This window comes from Bartonella sp. 220B (genome assembly GCF_026930205.1).
Taxonomy (GTDB): Bacteria; Pseudomonadota; Alphaproteobacteria; order Rhizobiales; family Rhizobiaceae; genus Bartonella.
The window spans coordinates 104023-119326 of sequence record NZ_JANHOI010000001.1; the positions used below are offsets into that span (position 1 = coordinate 104023).

The window sequence follows — 15304 nt, forward strand, 5'->3', positions numbered from 1 at the left end:
CGTTTTGTATGTTGAATTAGACCCCAGAATATTATAAAGATTCCCTCATCTTAAATCCTCTTATGTTGAATCAATCAAAACTATGTTTCTGCACGCCATACGCTGGACTGTCGTGTGGATAAAAGCTCTAAAGAAAGAAAGGAGTAAAATGCCTTTAATGAATCGTCTAAAGACCAAGAGCTGTCGCAACATTTGGGGCTGGTAAATAGTATGATGGTACTGGCTTTTACACAAGTTCACTTTATTCTTCATCAACCAAACGCAACGTTTGGGACTGAACAGGAGAAGGCATTTTCTTTGGTCCTGAATTTTGCTCTTTTAATTCAAAAGTTTCAATACGACTGGCCCGTTTCATAATTTTGGAGGATGATATTAAAATCCCTTCAATATCTTCACCTGCTTTGGAAAAATGTTTCTGTAAAGCACGCACACGTGCATCCATTCGTCCAAAATCTTCCATTAATTTTGCTACTTCTGATTGAATCAAATGGGCTTGTTCACGCATTCGCGCATCTTTCATAATAGTTTGTACAACCTGAACAGACAACATCAACAAAGACGGTGAGACAATAATCACATGCGATCGATTGGCTTTTTGTACCAATGGTTCAAAATCTTCATAGATTGTTGCAAAAATCGATTCTGATGGCACAAAAAGAAAAGCGGTATCATGTGTCTCACCAGGAATTAAATATTTCTGCGCAATATCGCGAATATGAACTTCCATGTCGGTGCGAAATTGGCGTTCTGCTTCCTGACGTTCTTGCGCCGATGCTGCTTTACGCATAGCATTCCAAGCTTCCAGAGGGAATTTAGCATCAACAACAAGAGAAGGTGCCTTATTCGGCATATGAATGAGACAATCTGGTCGTTTTCCATTTGAAAGAACTGCCTGAAAAACATAAGCATTCGCCGGCAAAGCATCGGCAATAATTGCTTCCATCCTTCCCTGACCAAAAGTGCCACGCGTTTGCTTATTGCTTAAAATAGCCTGCAACTGCACAACTTGTCCCGTAAGCGATTGAATATTATTTTGTGCCGCATCAATGACCGCTAAACGCTCCTGCAAACGATTCAAATTTTCATAAGTAGATTTGGTTTGTACCTGAAGCGTTTGACCCAAATTGGTTGTCATCCCATTGAGTTGCTCACTTATAGACTTATTTAACTCAGCTTGCCTTTGACCAAAAATTTCTGCCATAGTTTGCATGCGGCCTTGCATTTCAGCTTGTGTTTTTAATAATGTCTCCATCTGTATTTGTGCTTCACGAGCGCGTTCAGCAATTTCACTTTCCAAAAGTCCCTTTTTTCGATGAGAATGTATCAACATAAAAAAGGCTAAGCAAACCAGTATAAATAAAAACAAAATCACCAATTGAACTAAAGATCCATCAAAAAGCAGCAAAGAAGAAAAAGAATCAAACATGAGAAGTAATATAACGCTCTTAATTGTAAAAAAGCGCAAGAATCTGTTATTTAATCAGTGTAAGAATCTGTTATTTAAATATTGACCCATAACACACCATTGTTTAATCTACGCTTATGCCACTTAAATCTTTAGTTACCTTACCTGATCCGATTTTACGGGAAATATCCAAACCTGTCGAGCATGTTGATTCAGCTCTCCAGCAGCTTGCTGATGACATGCTGGAGACTATGTATCATGCTAAAGGTGTTGGTCTTGCTGCTATTCAGATCGGCATACCACTGCGTATGTTGGTCATTGATGTCTCTGGAAATGATGACGCGAAAAATCCACTTGTTATTATAAACCCTGAAATTTTATGGCTTTCAGAGGAACGTAGTCTTTACAAAGAAGGTTGCCTTTCCATTCCTGAATATTATGCAGAAGTTGAACGTCCAAAACGCCTTTGTGTTCGCTATCAAGATCGTGAAGGAAAACAAACAGAAATTGAAGCAGACAATCTCTTAGCTACTTGTTTACAACACGAAATTGATCATTTAAATGGCTGTCTTTTTATTGACCATATTTCAAAGCTCAAACGTGATATGGTGATACGGAAATTTAAAAAACGCGCAAAAGAGAAAAAGACAGAGGAAGCACTTTTGTAATGGCATTACGATTAAGTTTTATGGGAACGCCTGATTTTTCTGTTCCCATTTTACATGCTTTGTTGGATGCTGGTCATGATATTGTCGCTGTTTACAGTCAACCCCCTCGTCCAGCAGGACGTCGTGGTCTTAAGCTCATCCCCTCACCTGTGCAAAATGCAGCACAAGAAAAATCTATTCCTATCTTCACACCTCAAACACTTAAAACAGCCGAACAACAGGCCCAATTTGCGGCACTTTGTGTTGATGCTGCTGTTGTTGTTGCCTATGGACTTCTTTTACCGAAAGCCATTCTCGAAATCCCCCGTTTTGGTTGTTTTAATGCCCATGCTTCACTCTTACCACGCTGGCGCGGCGCTGCACCTATTCAACGTGCAATTATGGCTGGTGATAAAGAAACAGGGATGATGATTATGAAAATGGATGAAGGACTGGATACGGGGCCTATCGCACTCTCCCATTCTATCCCTATCACCGATAACATGACGACCTTTGAACTTTCAAACAAGCTTTCACAGATAGGGGCAGAACTTATGGTAGAAGCTCTATCGGCTCTTGAAAAAGGACAACTTAAACTAACCCCACAATCAGAAAAAGATATAACCTATGCCTCCAAAATCAAAAAAGAAGAGACCCGCATTGATTGGACAAAGCCTGCCGAACTTATTCATAGGCATATCCGCGCACTTTCCCCCTCTCCTGGTTGCTGGTGTAACATGCATATTGGTGATAGAGAAGAACGTGTGAAAATTCTTGGGAGCCGTTTAACGACAGGTCCTTCTCTTGAAATTGGTCGGAGAGAACCAGATTCTTTGATTATCCATTGCGGACAAGGACGTCTTGAAATAACCTCCCTGCAAAGATCTGGTGGTAAAACCCTTGATAGCGCAACATTCTTGCGAGGCGCTCATATTTCGGCTGTTTTTTAATATGCCCCGTTTTAAACTCACTCTTGAATATGATGGCTCAAACTACGCTGGCTGGCAACGCCAAGCAGAGCTGCACACTGTACAAGGGGCTCTCGAACAAGCCATTTTTTGCTTCTGTGGACAACAATTGACCACCACGACAGCAGGTCGAACTGATGCAGGTGTACACGCTACGGGGCAAGTTGCACATGTTGATTTTGAAAAAAATTGGCACACACATACTGTACGCGATGCACTCAATGCACATTTACAAAGACAAGGGGAAAGTATTTCAGTCTTGAATGTAGAAAACGTCCCTGATAGCTTTGATGCACGATTTTCCGCAATCAAACGCCATTATCTTTTTAAAATTCTCAATCGCCGTTCTCCCCCCGCTCTCAATGCTAAACGTGTATGGTGGTTGCCAAAACCTCTCAATGCTGAAGCCATGCATGAAGCTGCCCAAAAACTTGTAGGACAACACGATTTTACCACTTTTCGCTCTGCACATTGCCAAGCCAAAAGCCCTATTCGCACCCTTGAACGACTCGATGTTCAAAAAGAAGGAGAAGAGATCTTTCTCTATGCACAAGCCCGCTCTTTTCTTCATCATCAAATTCGTTCCTTTGCAGGAAGCCTCATGGAAGTAGGTGTTGGGCGCTGGACAGCAAATGATCTTGAAGCAGCTCTCCATGCTAAAGACCGCACACGTTGTGGTGTTGTTGCACCACCTTCAGGACTTTATTTGACCAAAGTGGAATATTAGCTCTCCTGCAAAGTGACTTTTTCAATAACAATTAAGAAAGCTTATAAAAGGCACGAATTTCTTCAAAAGCTTCCGCTGCTGTATTGACAAATGTGATCAGTTTGAGATCTGAAGGAGAGATCGTACCTTGCGCTGATAAATAATCAAAATTAATCGCATTGTCCCAAAATTCTTTTTCAAATAACAAAATCGGAATCCGTTTCATCCGTCCCGTTTGTATTAAAGTGAGCGTTTCAAACAACTCATCCAGAGTACCAAATCCTCCAGGGAAAACAGCTAATGCTTTTGCGCGCATTAAAAAATGCATTTTACGTATCCCTAAATAATGAAAATTAAAACATAAATGCGGAGATACATAAGAATTAGGCGATTGCTCATGGGGTAAAACAACATTTAAGCCAATCGTTGGTGCCCCCACATCAGAAGCACCACGATTTCCTGCTTCCATGACTCCTGGTCCTCCCCCTGTGACAACCACAAATTCACGATATTCAGTCGTAGCAGAATAGCATGAGCACAAACGTGCAAACTCCATTGCCTCATTGTAACAATGCGACAGAGCATGCAAATTCTTCTTTTGTGTTTCATTTTTTGCCGCCCACGCTTCTTGTCCAGGTTGAGGAATACGTGCACCGCCAAATAAAACAACTGTTGATTGAATATCACATTCTTGAAGCGTTATTTCTGGCTTTAAAAATTCAAGACCAAGACGTTGTGAGCGTAGTTCAGAGCGCATCATAAACTCTTGATCAATATAAGCCAAACGATAAGTAGGCGAACACATTTGTGCTGAATCAGAGACCTCACACCCCTGTTGTAAAGCATCCTTCACATGGAGAAGTGGTGCCCAATTTTTTTGTTCTTCTTCTCTTTTTTCTTTATAGCCTTTTTTCATATACCTACCCTATTTCTTTATTGTTTTATTTGACTGAAAACATTTCTTCGCGTAGGTCATAAAGAGTAAATCTTGAAGCTTTCAACTTATTTAACGGAACTGTGGTCATGACTCATCTCGTACAACTTGAAATGGTTATTGAAAAAGCATTTGACAACCGTAACTCTATCAATACCACCACAAAGGGTGAAATTCGCGAGAGTGTTGAGGATGCATTAAATCTTCTTGATAAAGGTGAAGTCCGTGTTGCAGAACGTCAAAAAAATGGACAGTGGTATGTTCATCAATGGTTGAAAAAAGCCGTTCTTCTCTCTTTTCGACTTAATCCTATGCAAATTATTTCTGGTGGGATAAATGGAACATCTTGGTGGGATAAAGTCCCTTCGAAATTTTCTGGTTGGCAAGAAGCGGACTTTAAAAAAGCTGATTTTCGTTCCGTCCCTGGAGCAATTGTACGCCATTCTGCTTACATTGCTCCCAATGTCATCTTGATGCCATCCTTTGTCAATCTTGGTGCCTTTATCGGTGAAGGAACAATGGTTGATACATGGACTACTGTTGGCTCTTGTGCACAAATTGGCAAACATGTTCATCTTTCTGGTGGTGTTGGAATTGGAGGTGTTTTAGAACCACTACAAGCAAATCCAACGATTATTGAAGATCATTGTTTTATCGGCGCACGATCTGAAATCGTTGAAGGCTGTATTATCCATGAAGGCGCTGTTTTAGGAATGGGAGTCTTTATTGGAAAATCTACAAAGATCATTGATCGTACAACAGGTGAAATTTTTATCGGTGAAGTGCCCGCCTACTCTGTTGTTGTTCCAGGTTCTCTTTCTGGCAAACCATTACCAAATGGTGAAGCAGGTCCAAATCTTTATTGCGCTGTTATAGTCAAACGCGTTGATCAAAAAACACGAGAAAAAACATCCATTAATGATCTTTTGCGTGATTAAAATTACGCCTCAAAATTTTTCACTTATCGATAAAAAGCGTAATTAATAAGGGAAAATTCTCCCTTTTTTATTATTTATTCATTTTAAGCGCTTGAATAAAAGCTGACTGCGGAATTTCTACTTTTCCGAATTGGCGCATCCGCTTTTTGCCTTCTTTTTGCTTTTCTAAAAGTTTGCGTTTACGCGTCACATCACCCCCGTAACATTTAGCCGTCACATCTTTACGCAACGCACGAATTGTCTCGCGTGCAATGATTTTACCACCAATCGCTGCTTGAACTGGAATCTGAAACATATGCTGAGGAATAAGGTCTTTTAGTTTTTCACACATTGAACGCCCGCGCTTTTCTGCAATCGTGCGGTGCACAAGCATCGACAATGCATCAATAGACTCTCCATTTACCAAAATAGACATTTTAACCAGATCGCCTTCCGCATAATCCGTCATTTGATAATCAAAGGAAGCATATCCCTTCGAAATTGATTTTAAACGATCATAAAAATCAAAAACAACTTCATTCAGTGGCAAATCGTATGTAACCATAGCACGTGTTCCTACATAGGACAAACTCACTTGGACTCCCCGCCGTTCTTGGCAAAGTTCTAAAATTGCACCAAGATAGTTATCAGGCGTCATAATTGTCGCCCGGATCCATGGTTCTTCAATGGAAGAAATTTTAACAATATCAGGCATATCTGCTGGATTATGCAATTCTTTGACAGAACCATCATTCATATTCATGCGATACACAACCGAAGGCGCTGTCGCAATGAGATCTAAATTAAACTCACGTTCTAATCGCTCTTGAATAATTTCGAGATGAAGAAGCCCTAAAAATCCACAACGAAAGCCAAACCCCAAAGCTGCTGATGTTTCCATTTCAAAGGAAAAACTCGCATCATTTAAACGCAACTTTCCCATGGCTGCACGCAAATCTTCAAAATCAGCAGCATCAATGGGAAAAAGTCCACAAAAAACAACCGGTTGTGCAGGTTTAAAACCAGACAGTGCCTCTTCACAAGGGCGCCGTTCTTCCGTAATGGTATCACCAACCCGTGTATCAGCAACTTCCTTAATAGAGGCTGTTATAAAACCAATTTCCCCTGGTCCTAATTCATCAACATGAACCATTTTAGGGGTAAAGACTCCAACGCGCTCAACAGGATATTTTGCTCCTGTCCCCATCATGCGAATGATTTGTCCCTTTTTCAACACACCATCTATCACCCGCACCAAAACAATGACACCAAGGTAACTATCGTACCAACTATCAACCAACATTGCCTTTAAAGGTTTGTTAACATCACCAGTACGCGGAGATGGCAACTGAGTAACAATTGCTTCCAAAACATCAGGAACTCCCAAACCCGTTTTTGCTGATATTTCAACGGCTTCAGAGGTATCAATACCAATCACATCTTCAATTTGCTCTTTAACACGTTCAGGTTCTGCTGCTGGAAGGTCAACCTTATTGAGCACAACAACCAATTCATGAGAATTATCGATAGCTTGATAAACATTCGCCAATGTCTGCGCCTCTACACCTTGGCTCGCATCTACAACCAAAAGTGAACCTTCACAAGCTGCCAATGAACGCGATACCTCATAAGCAAAATCAACGTGACCAGGCGTATCAATAAGATTTAAAATATAAGTCTCACCGTCCTTTGCCTTATAGTGCAAACGCACCGTTTGTGCTTTAATAGTAATTCCACGTTCACGTTCAATATCCATAGAATCGAGCACTTGCTCTTTCATTTCTCGTGTCTCAAGCCCTCCTGTCATTTGAATCAGACGATCAGCCAAAGTCGATTTTCCATGGTCAATATGCGCCACAATGGAAAAATTACGGATATAATTACGGTCTCTTGTCATATGAGGCGATTTAGCAAAGAATAAAACAAAACGCAAAGACCAATTATGCTCCTTTGAAAAGCTTTCGAAAAATACAAAGGAAAAGAGCCTCTAGAAACACAATTTTTCATAATCTAAAAATAAGACCTTTGTTTACTAAAACGAATACCAATGATTAATAAGGACGCAAATGCTCTCAACTTTTTCATATCTGTTGGCCTTATCTCTCCTATGCTCGAACAAGACTCGAAATATATAGAACGCTTAGGCTTGTGATAAAATGTGCAAAAATTATTGCTATTTGTACATAATAACTTACTTTTTTCATTTTACACAAAATAAAAAAAGCTTCATATCCGAGCAGTTCATCTTCTTATCTGTTAAAACCTCAAAAATATGCTCTCTTTTGCAAGCTCGTTTTAAAAAAGCATATTTCTTAAAAGATTCCTTTTCTTCTATCTAAAAGTGAAAAGCATAAAGAATCTGCTTCGTCTTGTTGAAAAAACAACAAAATAAAATCTCTTTAAGTAAAAATATCATGAAACAAACGCATGATAAAAGAGAGGCAAAGTTAATCAATTTTCTCAATCACTTTATCTTTTTTACGCCATTGTGAAGGTTGTAATTCAGCCACAACGATCCCAATCAAGATAAGCGCTCCCCCCAATAAAGCTAAAGGAGACAAACGTTCACCCGCTAAACGCCCAACAATACCAGCCCATACCGGTTCTCCTGCATAAATAAGTGTTGCACGCGTAGGTGAAATAGACTTTTGTGCCCAATTCATTGCCAATTGAATGATAGCACTCATCAGTGCCAATCCTGCACCGATACTCAGCCATATCCATGAAAACTCAGGAATTCTTTCCCCCACTAAAGGCATACAAGAAAATGAAAAAAGACCACCAAAAAATAACTGTATAATCGTTATGCGTCGACTATCAACTTTGTTGGCAAAAATTCCGATGAGTATAACTTCTCCAGCAATTGCCAAAGCACCCAACAAAGTTAAAATTTCACCTTTTGAAAAATCAACACTCCCTGGCTTTTGTCCGGAAACAAGTACAAGACCAATAAAAGAAAAAACAATACCAATCCAACAAGCTAAACGGGGAGGCTTTTTAAAAACAATCCATTGCAATATTGGAACTATCGGAACATAAAGTGCCGTAATAAAAGCAGACTGACTACTCAGAATTGTTTGAAGCCCCATAGCTTGCAAACCATAACCCAAAAACATTCCTAAACCAATCGCAATCCCAGCAAAAACTTCATAAACAGTTATACCTTTCATAGAGCGCCAAAAAATTGTCCCGCATATAAATGACGCAACCATAAGACGAAATCCCACAAAAAAGAGGGGGCCACTATAGCGTACCGCAATGTGTGTCACTAAAAAGGTAATGCCCCATAATATTGTCGCAGCAAATAGCGCCAATTCCTGTTTGCTCAATAACGGACATTTTAACTGTTCTCTATCAACCATGAAAGATTTTTTCCTCTAATTTTTCCACATCTTATGCAACAATAAGCGTTCCAACTCCTTGTTCAGTAAATAATTCTAGCAAGACAGAATGGGGGGTTTTACCATTTAAAATAACCACACCTTCTACACCATTTTGAAGAGCCTTTATACAGGTTTCTACTTTTGGAATCATTCCCCCTGAAATTGTCTCATCTCTGATGAAGCTTTCCGCTTCAGAAATGGTCAATTTTTTTAAAAGTTTACCCTGTTTATCCAAGACACCAGGAACATCGGTGAGAAATAAAAGGCGTTTGGCCTCTAATGCACCGGCAATAGCTCCAGCAAAAATATCAGCATTGATATTATAGGTTTTTCCATCGTGGCCTGGAGCCACAGGAGCAAGAACTGGAATCATTTCAGAACATGCTAAAAGATCTAATAATGTGCGATCAACTTCAACAGGTTCACCAACAAACCCCAAGTCTAAAACACGTTCAATATGCGAATCGGGGTCAATGACCGTTTTATATGCCTTTTCAGCAAAAACCATATTGCCGTCCTTGCCACACAATCCTATTGCCCATTCACCCTCAGCGTTAATAAGAGCAACAATTTCCTTGTTTATAGAACCTGCTAAAACCATTTCAACCACTTCAACGATACGCTCATCGGTGACGCGTAAACCGTTTTCAAAGCGTGATTCAATCCCCATTTTCATCAAAATTTTAGCAATTTGAGGTCCTCCACCATGAACAACAACGGGGTTAATACCTGATTGCTTTAATAAAGCAATATCACGTGCAAATGCGCGTCCCAAAGCACTATCCCCCATGGCATGACCACCATATTTTACAACCACTGTTTCATTTTCATATTTCTGCATATAGGGTAAAGCAGACGATAAAAATGCTGCCTGTTTTTCAAAAACATCTGCAGCATTGTTTTCAACATCATCCATAAAAGAGCCTCCTCATCGCTTTTTACCCTCTCTTAATAGAATTTAGAAAAAGTGAAAACAAATTTAAAACAAGTTTTACTCTATCCATCCCCCCCCCCCCCCTGAAAATCGTCCATCCCTCTTTGAATTGTGATAAATCTAAAACAGCCTCTCTAAAAAGAACTAGCATAAAAAAAATTGAACAAAATAAGTGTACAAAATGTCATTATCCTACAATTTTATTTATAAAATTCGGAAAAATCCTTAAGCCACACCGTACATTTAACGCAATGATTTTGTTCTATACTGGGATTTTTAACATGAATATATACAACCATTGATTTATAAAGATAATTAATCGTTTTGCAGTTTAAATAAATACATTGAATACAGCAATATTCTCTTCATTTCTTGTTCCCTTATGAGCTGTCTCAAATAAGAGAAAATGCAATATTGATAGCTTGCAAATAAATATTAAGTGCAAATTGTTGATAACACCACATCAGAAAACCTTTAGCATCAACTTCTATTGTATTCTTATCACTGTATAAACTCCCCTAAAGAAACGCACAAAGAGTAACAAAAGCATTACGAAAAAACCAAAATATCCCTTCACACAATGAAGGTGTTTTTTTTCATTAAGCAAGAATAAAATTGAATCTTCTTCTTCTCTCTATGAAAGATTATTCGTTTTTTATTTCTACAGGAATACACATAACTCATTCATGAATGCGTATTCATTAATTTTGTCCTGAAATATTTTCAAAAAATTCCTTCATACGTGAAAAGAAACCATGCGATTGTGGCGAATTCTCATGATTTGAAAGCTTCTCAAACTTTTGCAACAATTCGCGTTGCTCCTGCGTTAATTTCTGAGGTGTTTCAATAGTGATGTGAATATAAAGATCGCCCTTTACTTGCTGACGACGCAACATGGGCATTCCTTTTCCTTTAAGACGGAATTGACGCCCATTTTGTGTACCTTCTGGAACCTTAACACGTGTTTTAACACCATCAAGGTCGGCAACTTCAAATTCACCTCCTAAAGCCGCTGTCACCATTGAAATAGGTACACGACAGTGAAGATCAGCTCCTTCTCGCTGAAAAAACTCATGCGGTTTAATAGAAAGAAAAATATAAAGATCGCCGCTAGGACCACCACGAATTCCTGCATCTCCCTCACCAGAAAGACGAATACGCGTACCATCTTCAATACCAGCCGGAACATTCACACTCAATGAACGTTTTTTCTCCACCCGTCTCGTCCCCTGACATTTTGGACATGGATCCGTAATAGTTTCACCCCGTCCATGACATGCAGGACATGTTCGTTCAATAGAAAAAAAACCTTGTGCGGCACGTACACGACCAGCCCCATGACACGTTCCACAAACTTGCGGCTTAGAGCCTTTTTTCGCACCTGATCCTTCACAAACATCACACGTAACAGAACTAGGAATATTAATCTGCGCAGTTTTTCCTGAAAATGCCTCTTCCAAGGTCACTTCCATATTATAACTCAGATCAGCACCACGCTCGCGGCCATCATTGCGCTTACGGTGCATCCCTCCCATAATTTCACCAAAAAAATCTTCAAAAATGTCAGCAAATCCACCACCCGCAGCAAAACCACCAAAGGGATTTGCTCCCTCACGGCCACTATTTTCAAAAGCCGCATGACCAAAGCGATCATAAGCTGCGCGCTTTTGAGGATCTTTGAGAACTTCATAAGCTTCACCAATTTCTTTAAATTTCCGCTCAGCCTCTTTATCCCCTGCGTTGCGATCAGGATGATATTGCATTGCTAACTTACGAAAAGCAGATTTCAACTTTTTATCATCACATTCACGAGTTACGCCAAGAATTTCATAATAATCTACTTTCATCATGTATTCCTGATAATTTTTTTGTCATCCATCTTTACGGATAAGATTTGCTTTTAATTTATATTTTTAGCAAAAAAGTTGCAACTTATCCCAAATAATAAAGCCCAGCCTTCTCTCTCGAAGGCCGGGTTTATTAAGTAATCAATGCATTTGCTTACACTATTTCTTCTTATCATTAATTTCTTCAAAATCAGCATCAACAACATCATCATCCTTTGTATCTGTTTCAGTGTTGTCTGTTGCTGTTTGTGAAGCTTCATACATAGCCTGTCCAAGCTTCATACTGACTTCTGCTAACTTCTGCATTTTTGCTGTTACTTCTTCAGTATCAGTACCATCAAGCGCAGACTTCAAATCAGATATCGCCGTTTCAATTTGTTCTTTATCTGCAGCTGATACCTTATCACCATATTCAGTCAATGACTTCTCAGTTGAATGTATAAGAGCTTCCGCTTGATTTCTAGCTTCAACACCTTCACGGCGTTTTTTGTCTTCAGCCGCATGTTCTTCTGCATCTTTTACCATTTTTTCGATGTCAGCGTCACTTAAACCACCTGATGCTTGAATACGAATTTGATGTTCTTTACCTGTCCCTTTATCTTTAGCAGATACATTGACAATACCATTCGCATCAATATCAAAAGTAACCTCAATCTGAGGCATACCACGCGGTGCTGGTGGAATACCAACAAGATCAAATTGAGCCAATAATTTGTTATCACTAGCCATTTCGCGTTCACCTTGGAAAACACGAATAGTCACGGCACTTTGATTATCATCAGCTGTTGAAAAAACTTGCGATTTTTTCGTTGGAATAGTGGTATTGCGTTCAATAAGACGTGTGAAAACCCCACCCAACGTTTCAATCCCCAAAGACAAAGGTGTCACATCCAAGAGCAACACATCTTTCACATCGCCCTGCAAGACCCCTCCTTGGATAGCAGCACCCATTGCTACAACCTCATCGGGATTAACACCTTTGTGTGGATCCTTGCCGAAAAAGTTTTGCACAACTTCTTGGATCTTGGGCATACGTGTCATACCACCCACTAAAACAACTTCGTCAATCTCACCAGCTTTTAGCCCTGCATCTTTTAATGCGGCTTTACAAGGCTCTATCGTACGTTGAACCAAATCATCAACGAGAGACTCAAACTTTGCCCGTGTTAACTTCATTGTCAAATGCTTAGGACCAGATTGATCTGCTGTAATAAATGGCAAATTGATTTCCGTTTGTTGTGAAGAAGAAAGTTCAATCTTTGCTTTTTCTGCTGCTTCTTTTAAGCGCTGCAACGCCAATTTATCATTTTTTAGATCAATCCCTTGTTCTTTCTTGAATTCATCAGCAAAGTAACCAACCAAGCGCATGTCAAAATCTTCACCGCCTAAAAAAGTATCTCCATTGGTTGACTTAACTTCAAAAACACCATCTCCAATTTCAAGCACAGAAATATCAAATGTACCACCACCGAGGTCGTAAACAGCAATGGTTTTTCCATCTTTTTTATCCAAACCATATGCTAAGGCAGCAGCTGTTGGCTCATTGATAATCCGCAAAACTTCAAGTCCAGCAATTTTACCTGCATCTTTGGTCGCTTGACGTTGTGCATCATTGAAATAGGCAGGAACAGTAATAACCGCTTGCTCAACTTTTTCACCAAGATAAGACTCCGCAGTTTCTTTCATCTTTTGCAAAATCATAGCTGAAATTTGTGACGGAGAATATTTCTTACCTGCTTCTTCTACCCATGCATCACCATTATCGCCTTTAACAATCTTATAAGGCACAAGCGCTTTATCTTTTTCAACCATGGGATCATCAAAACGGCGACCAATCAAGCGCTTAACTGCAAAAACCGTCCCTTCAGGATTCGTAACCGCTTGCCGTTTAGCAGGTTGACCAACAAGCCGTTCTCCTCCATCAGTAAAAGCAACAACAGAAGGTGTTGTTCGTGCCCCTTCTGAATTTTCTATAACCTTTGCGTTTTTGCCATCCATAACAGCGACACAAGAGTTAGTTGTCCCCAAATCAATACCTATTACTTTTGCCATATTATAATCTCCATTCAGCAAGCTACCTCAACCTTCATCAAGCATCTTTCTAAGACAGCTCCTCATAACACTTAAAAGCCTGCACCTTACTTCAAAGTTACACAAACAATAAATTGCAAGTGCAACAAGCCTTTTCTGCTCCGTATATAAGAACAGGCTCTTATTGCTACAAGAGAAGAATGAGAGAAACATCCACAAAATAAAATTTTCTTTTTAAATAAGCATTCTGCTTACACGTAAACGCCCTCTTTCAATGAAACGAACTACCGTAACATATTTTCTCATAATGCTCATAAAAATACCAACCTATAACAATCAAAAAATCAAAGATGAAGAATGGCGCACTTTTTCTTGATCTCTCATAGGTGCAAGAAATACTCACAGATTGTTTTAATATTGCTAAGACACAAATGATTTGTGATTTGTGACATAAATACCATAAATCTGCTTAGCTACACCGCTCATAGTCATCATATACTCATGTAATTAAGAGATGAGATGTTTCTTATCCCCTTATCTATAGCGGGTTTATGGGAATATTATCCATCAATTTACTCTTAAAAGCTCCGCCTCTGATCATTAATTTAATTGTTCATTTTTCTTTGGATACCATGCTTTGAATATATCCGACATAACCTTCTTTTTACCTAAATATTCATTCGAAATATATGAGGTAGCCCCTTAACCTTTTGGCTTTAAGGACACTGTCATTGTAAACCTTACTGCCTTATTCTAAAAAAGATGCCCCCTTCTCACAGGTAAATTCGTATAACTTTGGCAATTCTTTCTTTTATTTTGAACAAAAATTCTGCTAAAAATAGAGTGAAGTGAATCTCACAAAGGAGGGTAAATCAATGATAATACTTATTGTTAGAAGAATAAAGAATTTCATGTCCAGAAATCTAGCTCTTGTACAATATCCACTCAAAAAGGTTATCAAAAATGTTGTGTGTCTTCTTCTCTTTACTTTCATAGCCATGCCCGCAACCGCAACCGCTCAGCAATATAAAATTGGCGACATAGAAATTCTTCATCCTTGGACACGCGCAACACCCAGAGGTGTAAAAGTAAGCAGCGGTTATCTCTACATCATTAATCATGGCAATACTCCAGATCGTTTGATTGCTGTTTCAACAAACGGAGTACAAACAACAGAAATCCACTCTATGGTGGTCGTTAACAATATTATGAACATGGAAAAAATGCATAATGGCATTGAAATTCCAGGAAATGGCGAAATCTCGCTTAAACCCGGTGGTAATCATATTATGTTCATGGGGCTTTCACAACCATTCAAGCTAGGTGAAAAAATTGGTGCAAAACTCACTTTTGAGAAAGCGGGAACAATTAGTATTGATTTCTCTGTAAATGCACTGGGAGATAAATCACCTTCTAAATCAGATTCTATGCACTAAGCTCTTTCATCACTTTTCAATGTACAGTTCAATATGATAAGGAGTGCAAAAATTTTCTTGCACTTCTTATTATTTGTTTGGCAATATAAAATGAGT

The 15304-nt window shown here is 39.2% G+C and carries 12 protein-coding genes; 5 read left to right on the forward strand and 7 right to left on the reverse strand.

Annotation, left to right across the window (positions count from 1 at the left end; translation table 11 throughout):
* Nucleotides 1-241: 241 nt before the first annotated feature.
* On the reverse strand, nt 242-1426 hold the full coding sequence (locus NPX99_RS00365) for a DNA recombination protein RmuC (protein ID WP_269029784.1): 1185 nt from the start codon (nt 1424-1426) through the stop codon (nt 242-244).
* A 116-nt stretch (nt 1427-1542) separates the two neighbouring features.
* On the opposite strand from NPX99_RS00365, the gene def reads away from it, so the two are divergent.
* The 3 genes from def to truA are packed head-to-tail and all read left to right on the forward strand — an operon-like array spanning nt 1543 to nt 3747.
* A complete protein-coding gene (gene def, locus NPX99_RS00370) occupies nt 1543-2073 on the forward strand; it encodes a peptide deformylase (protein ID WP_269029785.1) in 531 nt (176 codons plus the stop codon).
* Nucleotides 2073-3002, forward strand: a complete 930-nt coding sequence (gene fmt, locus NPX99_RS00375; protein WP_269029786.1) for a methionyl-tRNA formyltransferase — start codon at nt 2073-2075, stop codon at nt 3000-3002. Before def ends, fmt begins: the two co-directional genes overlap by 1 nt.
* A gap of 1 nt (nt 3003) precedes the next feature.
* A complete protein-coding gene (gene truA / locus NPX99_RS00380) occupies nt 3004-3747 on the forward strand; it encodes a tRNA pseudouridine(38-40) synthase TruA (protein ID WP_269029787.1) in 744 nt (247 codons plus the stop codon).
* A gap of 31 nt (nt 3748-3778) precedes the next feature.
* On the opposite strand, the gene NPX99_RS00385 is transcribed toward truA, so the two are convergent.
* Entirely contained in the window at nt 3779-4642 is an 864-nt protein-coding gene (locus NPX99_RS00385) for an LOG family protein (RefSeq protein WP_269029788.1), read from the reverse strand.
* A gap of 107 nt (nt 4643-4749) precedes the next feature.
* On the opposite strand from NPX99_RS00385, the gene dapD reads away from it, so the two are divergent.
* On the forward strand, nt 4750-5598 hold the full coding sequence (gene dapD / locus NPX99_RS00390) for a 2,3,4,5-tetrahydropyridine-2,6-dicarboxylate N-succinyltransferase (protein WP_269029789.1): 849 nt from the start codon (nt 4750-4752) through the stop codon (nt 5596-5598).
* A 70-nt stretch (nt 5599-5668) separates the two neighbouring features.
* Here dapD and lepA read toward each other — a convergent pair whose 3' ends face one another.
* The 5 genes from lepA to dnaK all read right to left on the reverse strand — a co-directional run bounded on the left by lepA (nt 5669) and on the right by dnaK (nt 13793).
* Nucleotides 5669-7474, reverse strand: coding sequence for a translation elongation factor 4 (lepA, locus tag NPX99_RS00395; protein WP_269030020.1), 1806 nt, complete (start codon nt 7472-7474; stop codon nt 5669-5671).
* A 550-nt stretch (nt 7475-8024) separates the two neighbouring features.
* Complete coding sequence (locus NPX99_RS00400) at nt 8025-8939, reverse strand: DMT family transporter (protein ID WP_269029790.1); 915 nt, start codon at nt 8937-8939, stop codon at nt 8025-8027.
* Nucleotides 8940-8970: 31 nt separating this feature from the next.
* Complete coding sequence (gene argB / locus NPX99_RS00405) at nt 8971-9876, reverse strand: acetylglutamate kinase (protein ID WP_269029791.1); 906 nt, start codon at nt 9874-9876, stop codon at nt 8971-8973.
* Between the two features lie 719 nt (nt 9877-10595).
* Nucleotides 10596-11741 carry a molecular chaperone DnaJ gene (gene dnaJ / locus NPX99_RS00410; RefSeq protein WP_329957921.1) on the reverse strand — a complete coding sequence of 382 codons (1146 nt, stop codon included), beginning with the start codon at nt 11739-11741 and terminating at the stop codon, nt 10596-10598.
* 159 nt (nt 11742-11900) lie between these two features.
* Nucleotides 11901-13793 (reverse strand): molecular chaperone DnaK, encoded by a 1893-nt coding sequence (dnaK, locus tag NPX99_RS00415; protein ID WP_269029793.1) that lies wholly within the window; start codon nt 13791-13793, stop codon nt 11901-11903.
* 854 nt (nt 13794-14647) lie between these two features.
* On the opposite strand from dnaK, the gene NPX99_RS00420 reads away from it, so the two are divergent.
* Nucleotides 14648-15208, forward strand: coding sequence for a copper chaperone PCu(A)C (locus NPX99_RS00420; protein ID WP_269029794.1), 561 nt, complete (start codon nt 14648-14650; stop codon nt 15206-15208).
* Nucleotides 15209-15304 lie beyond the last annotated feature (96 nt).

Bases quoted from the DNA above. Each gene is read 5' to 3' on its own strand.
- NPX99_RS00365 (WP_269029784.1), bottom strand. From the start codon at position 1,426: ATGTTTGATTCTTTTTCTTCTTTGCTGCTTTTTGATGGATCTTTAGTT.
- def (WP_269029785.1), top strand. From the start codon at position 1,543: ATGCCACTTAAATCTTTAGTTACCTTACCTGATCCGATTTTACGGGAA.
- fmt (WP_269029786.1), top strand. From the start codon at position 2,073: ATGGCATTACGATTAAGTTTTATGGGAACGCCTGATTTTTCTGTTCCC.
- truA (WP_269029787.1), top strand. From the start codon at position 3,004: ATGCCCCGTTTTAAACTCACTCTTGAATATGATGGCTCAAACTACGCT.
- NPX99_RS00385 (WP_269029788.1), bottom strand. From the start codon at position 4,642: ATGAAAAAAGGCTATAAAGAAAAAAGAGAAGAAGAACAAAAAAATTGG.
- dapD (WP_269029789.1), top strand. From the start codon at position 4,750: ATGACTCATCTCGTACAACTTGAAATGGTTATTGAAAAAGCATTTGAC.
- lepA (WP_269030020.1), bottom strand. From the start codon at position 7,474: ATGACAAGAGACCGTAATTATATCCGTAATTTTTCCATTGTGGCGCAT.
- NPX99_RS00400 (WP_269029790.1), bottom strand. From the start codon at position 8,939: ATGGTTGATAGAGAACAGTTAAAATGTCCGTTATTGAGCAAACAGGAA.
- argB (WP_269029791.1), bottom strand. From the start codon at position 9,876: ATGGATGATGTTGAAAACAATGCTGCAGATGTTTTTGAAAAACAGGCA.
- dnaJ (WP_329957921.1), bottom strand. From the start codon at position 11,741: ATGAAAGTAGATTATTATGAAATTCTTGGCGTAACTCGTGAATGTGAT.
- dnaK (WP_269029793.1), bottom strand. From the start codon at position 13,793: ATGGCAAAAGTAATAGGTATTGATTTGGGGACAACTAACTCTTGTGTC.
- NPX99_RS00420 (WP_269029794.1), top strand. From the start codon at position 14,648: ATGATAATACTTATTGTTAGAAGAATAAAGAATTTCATGTCCAGAAAT.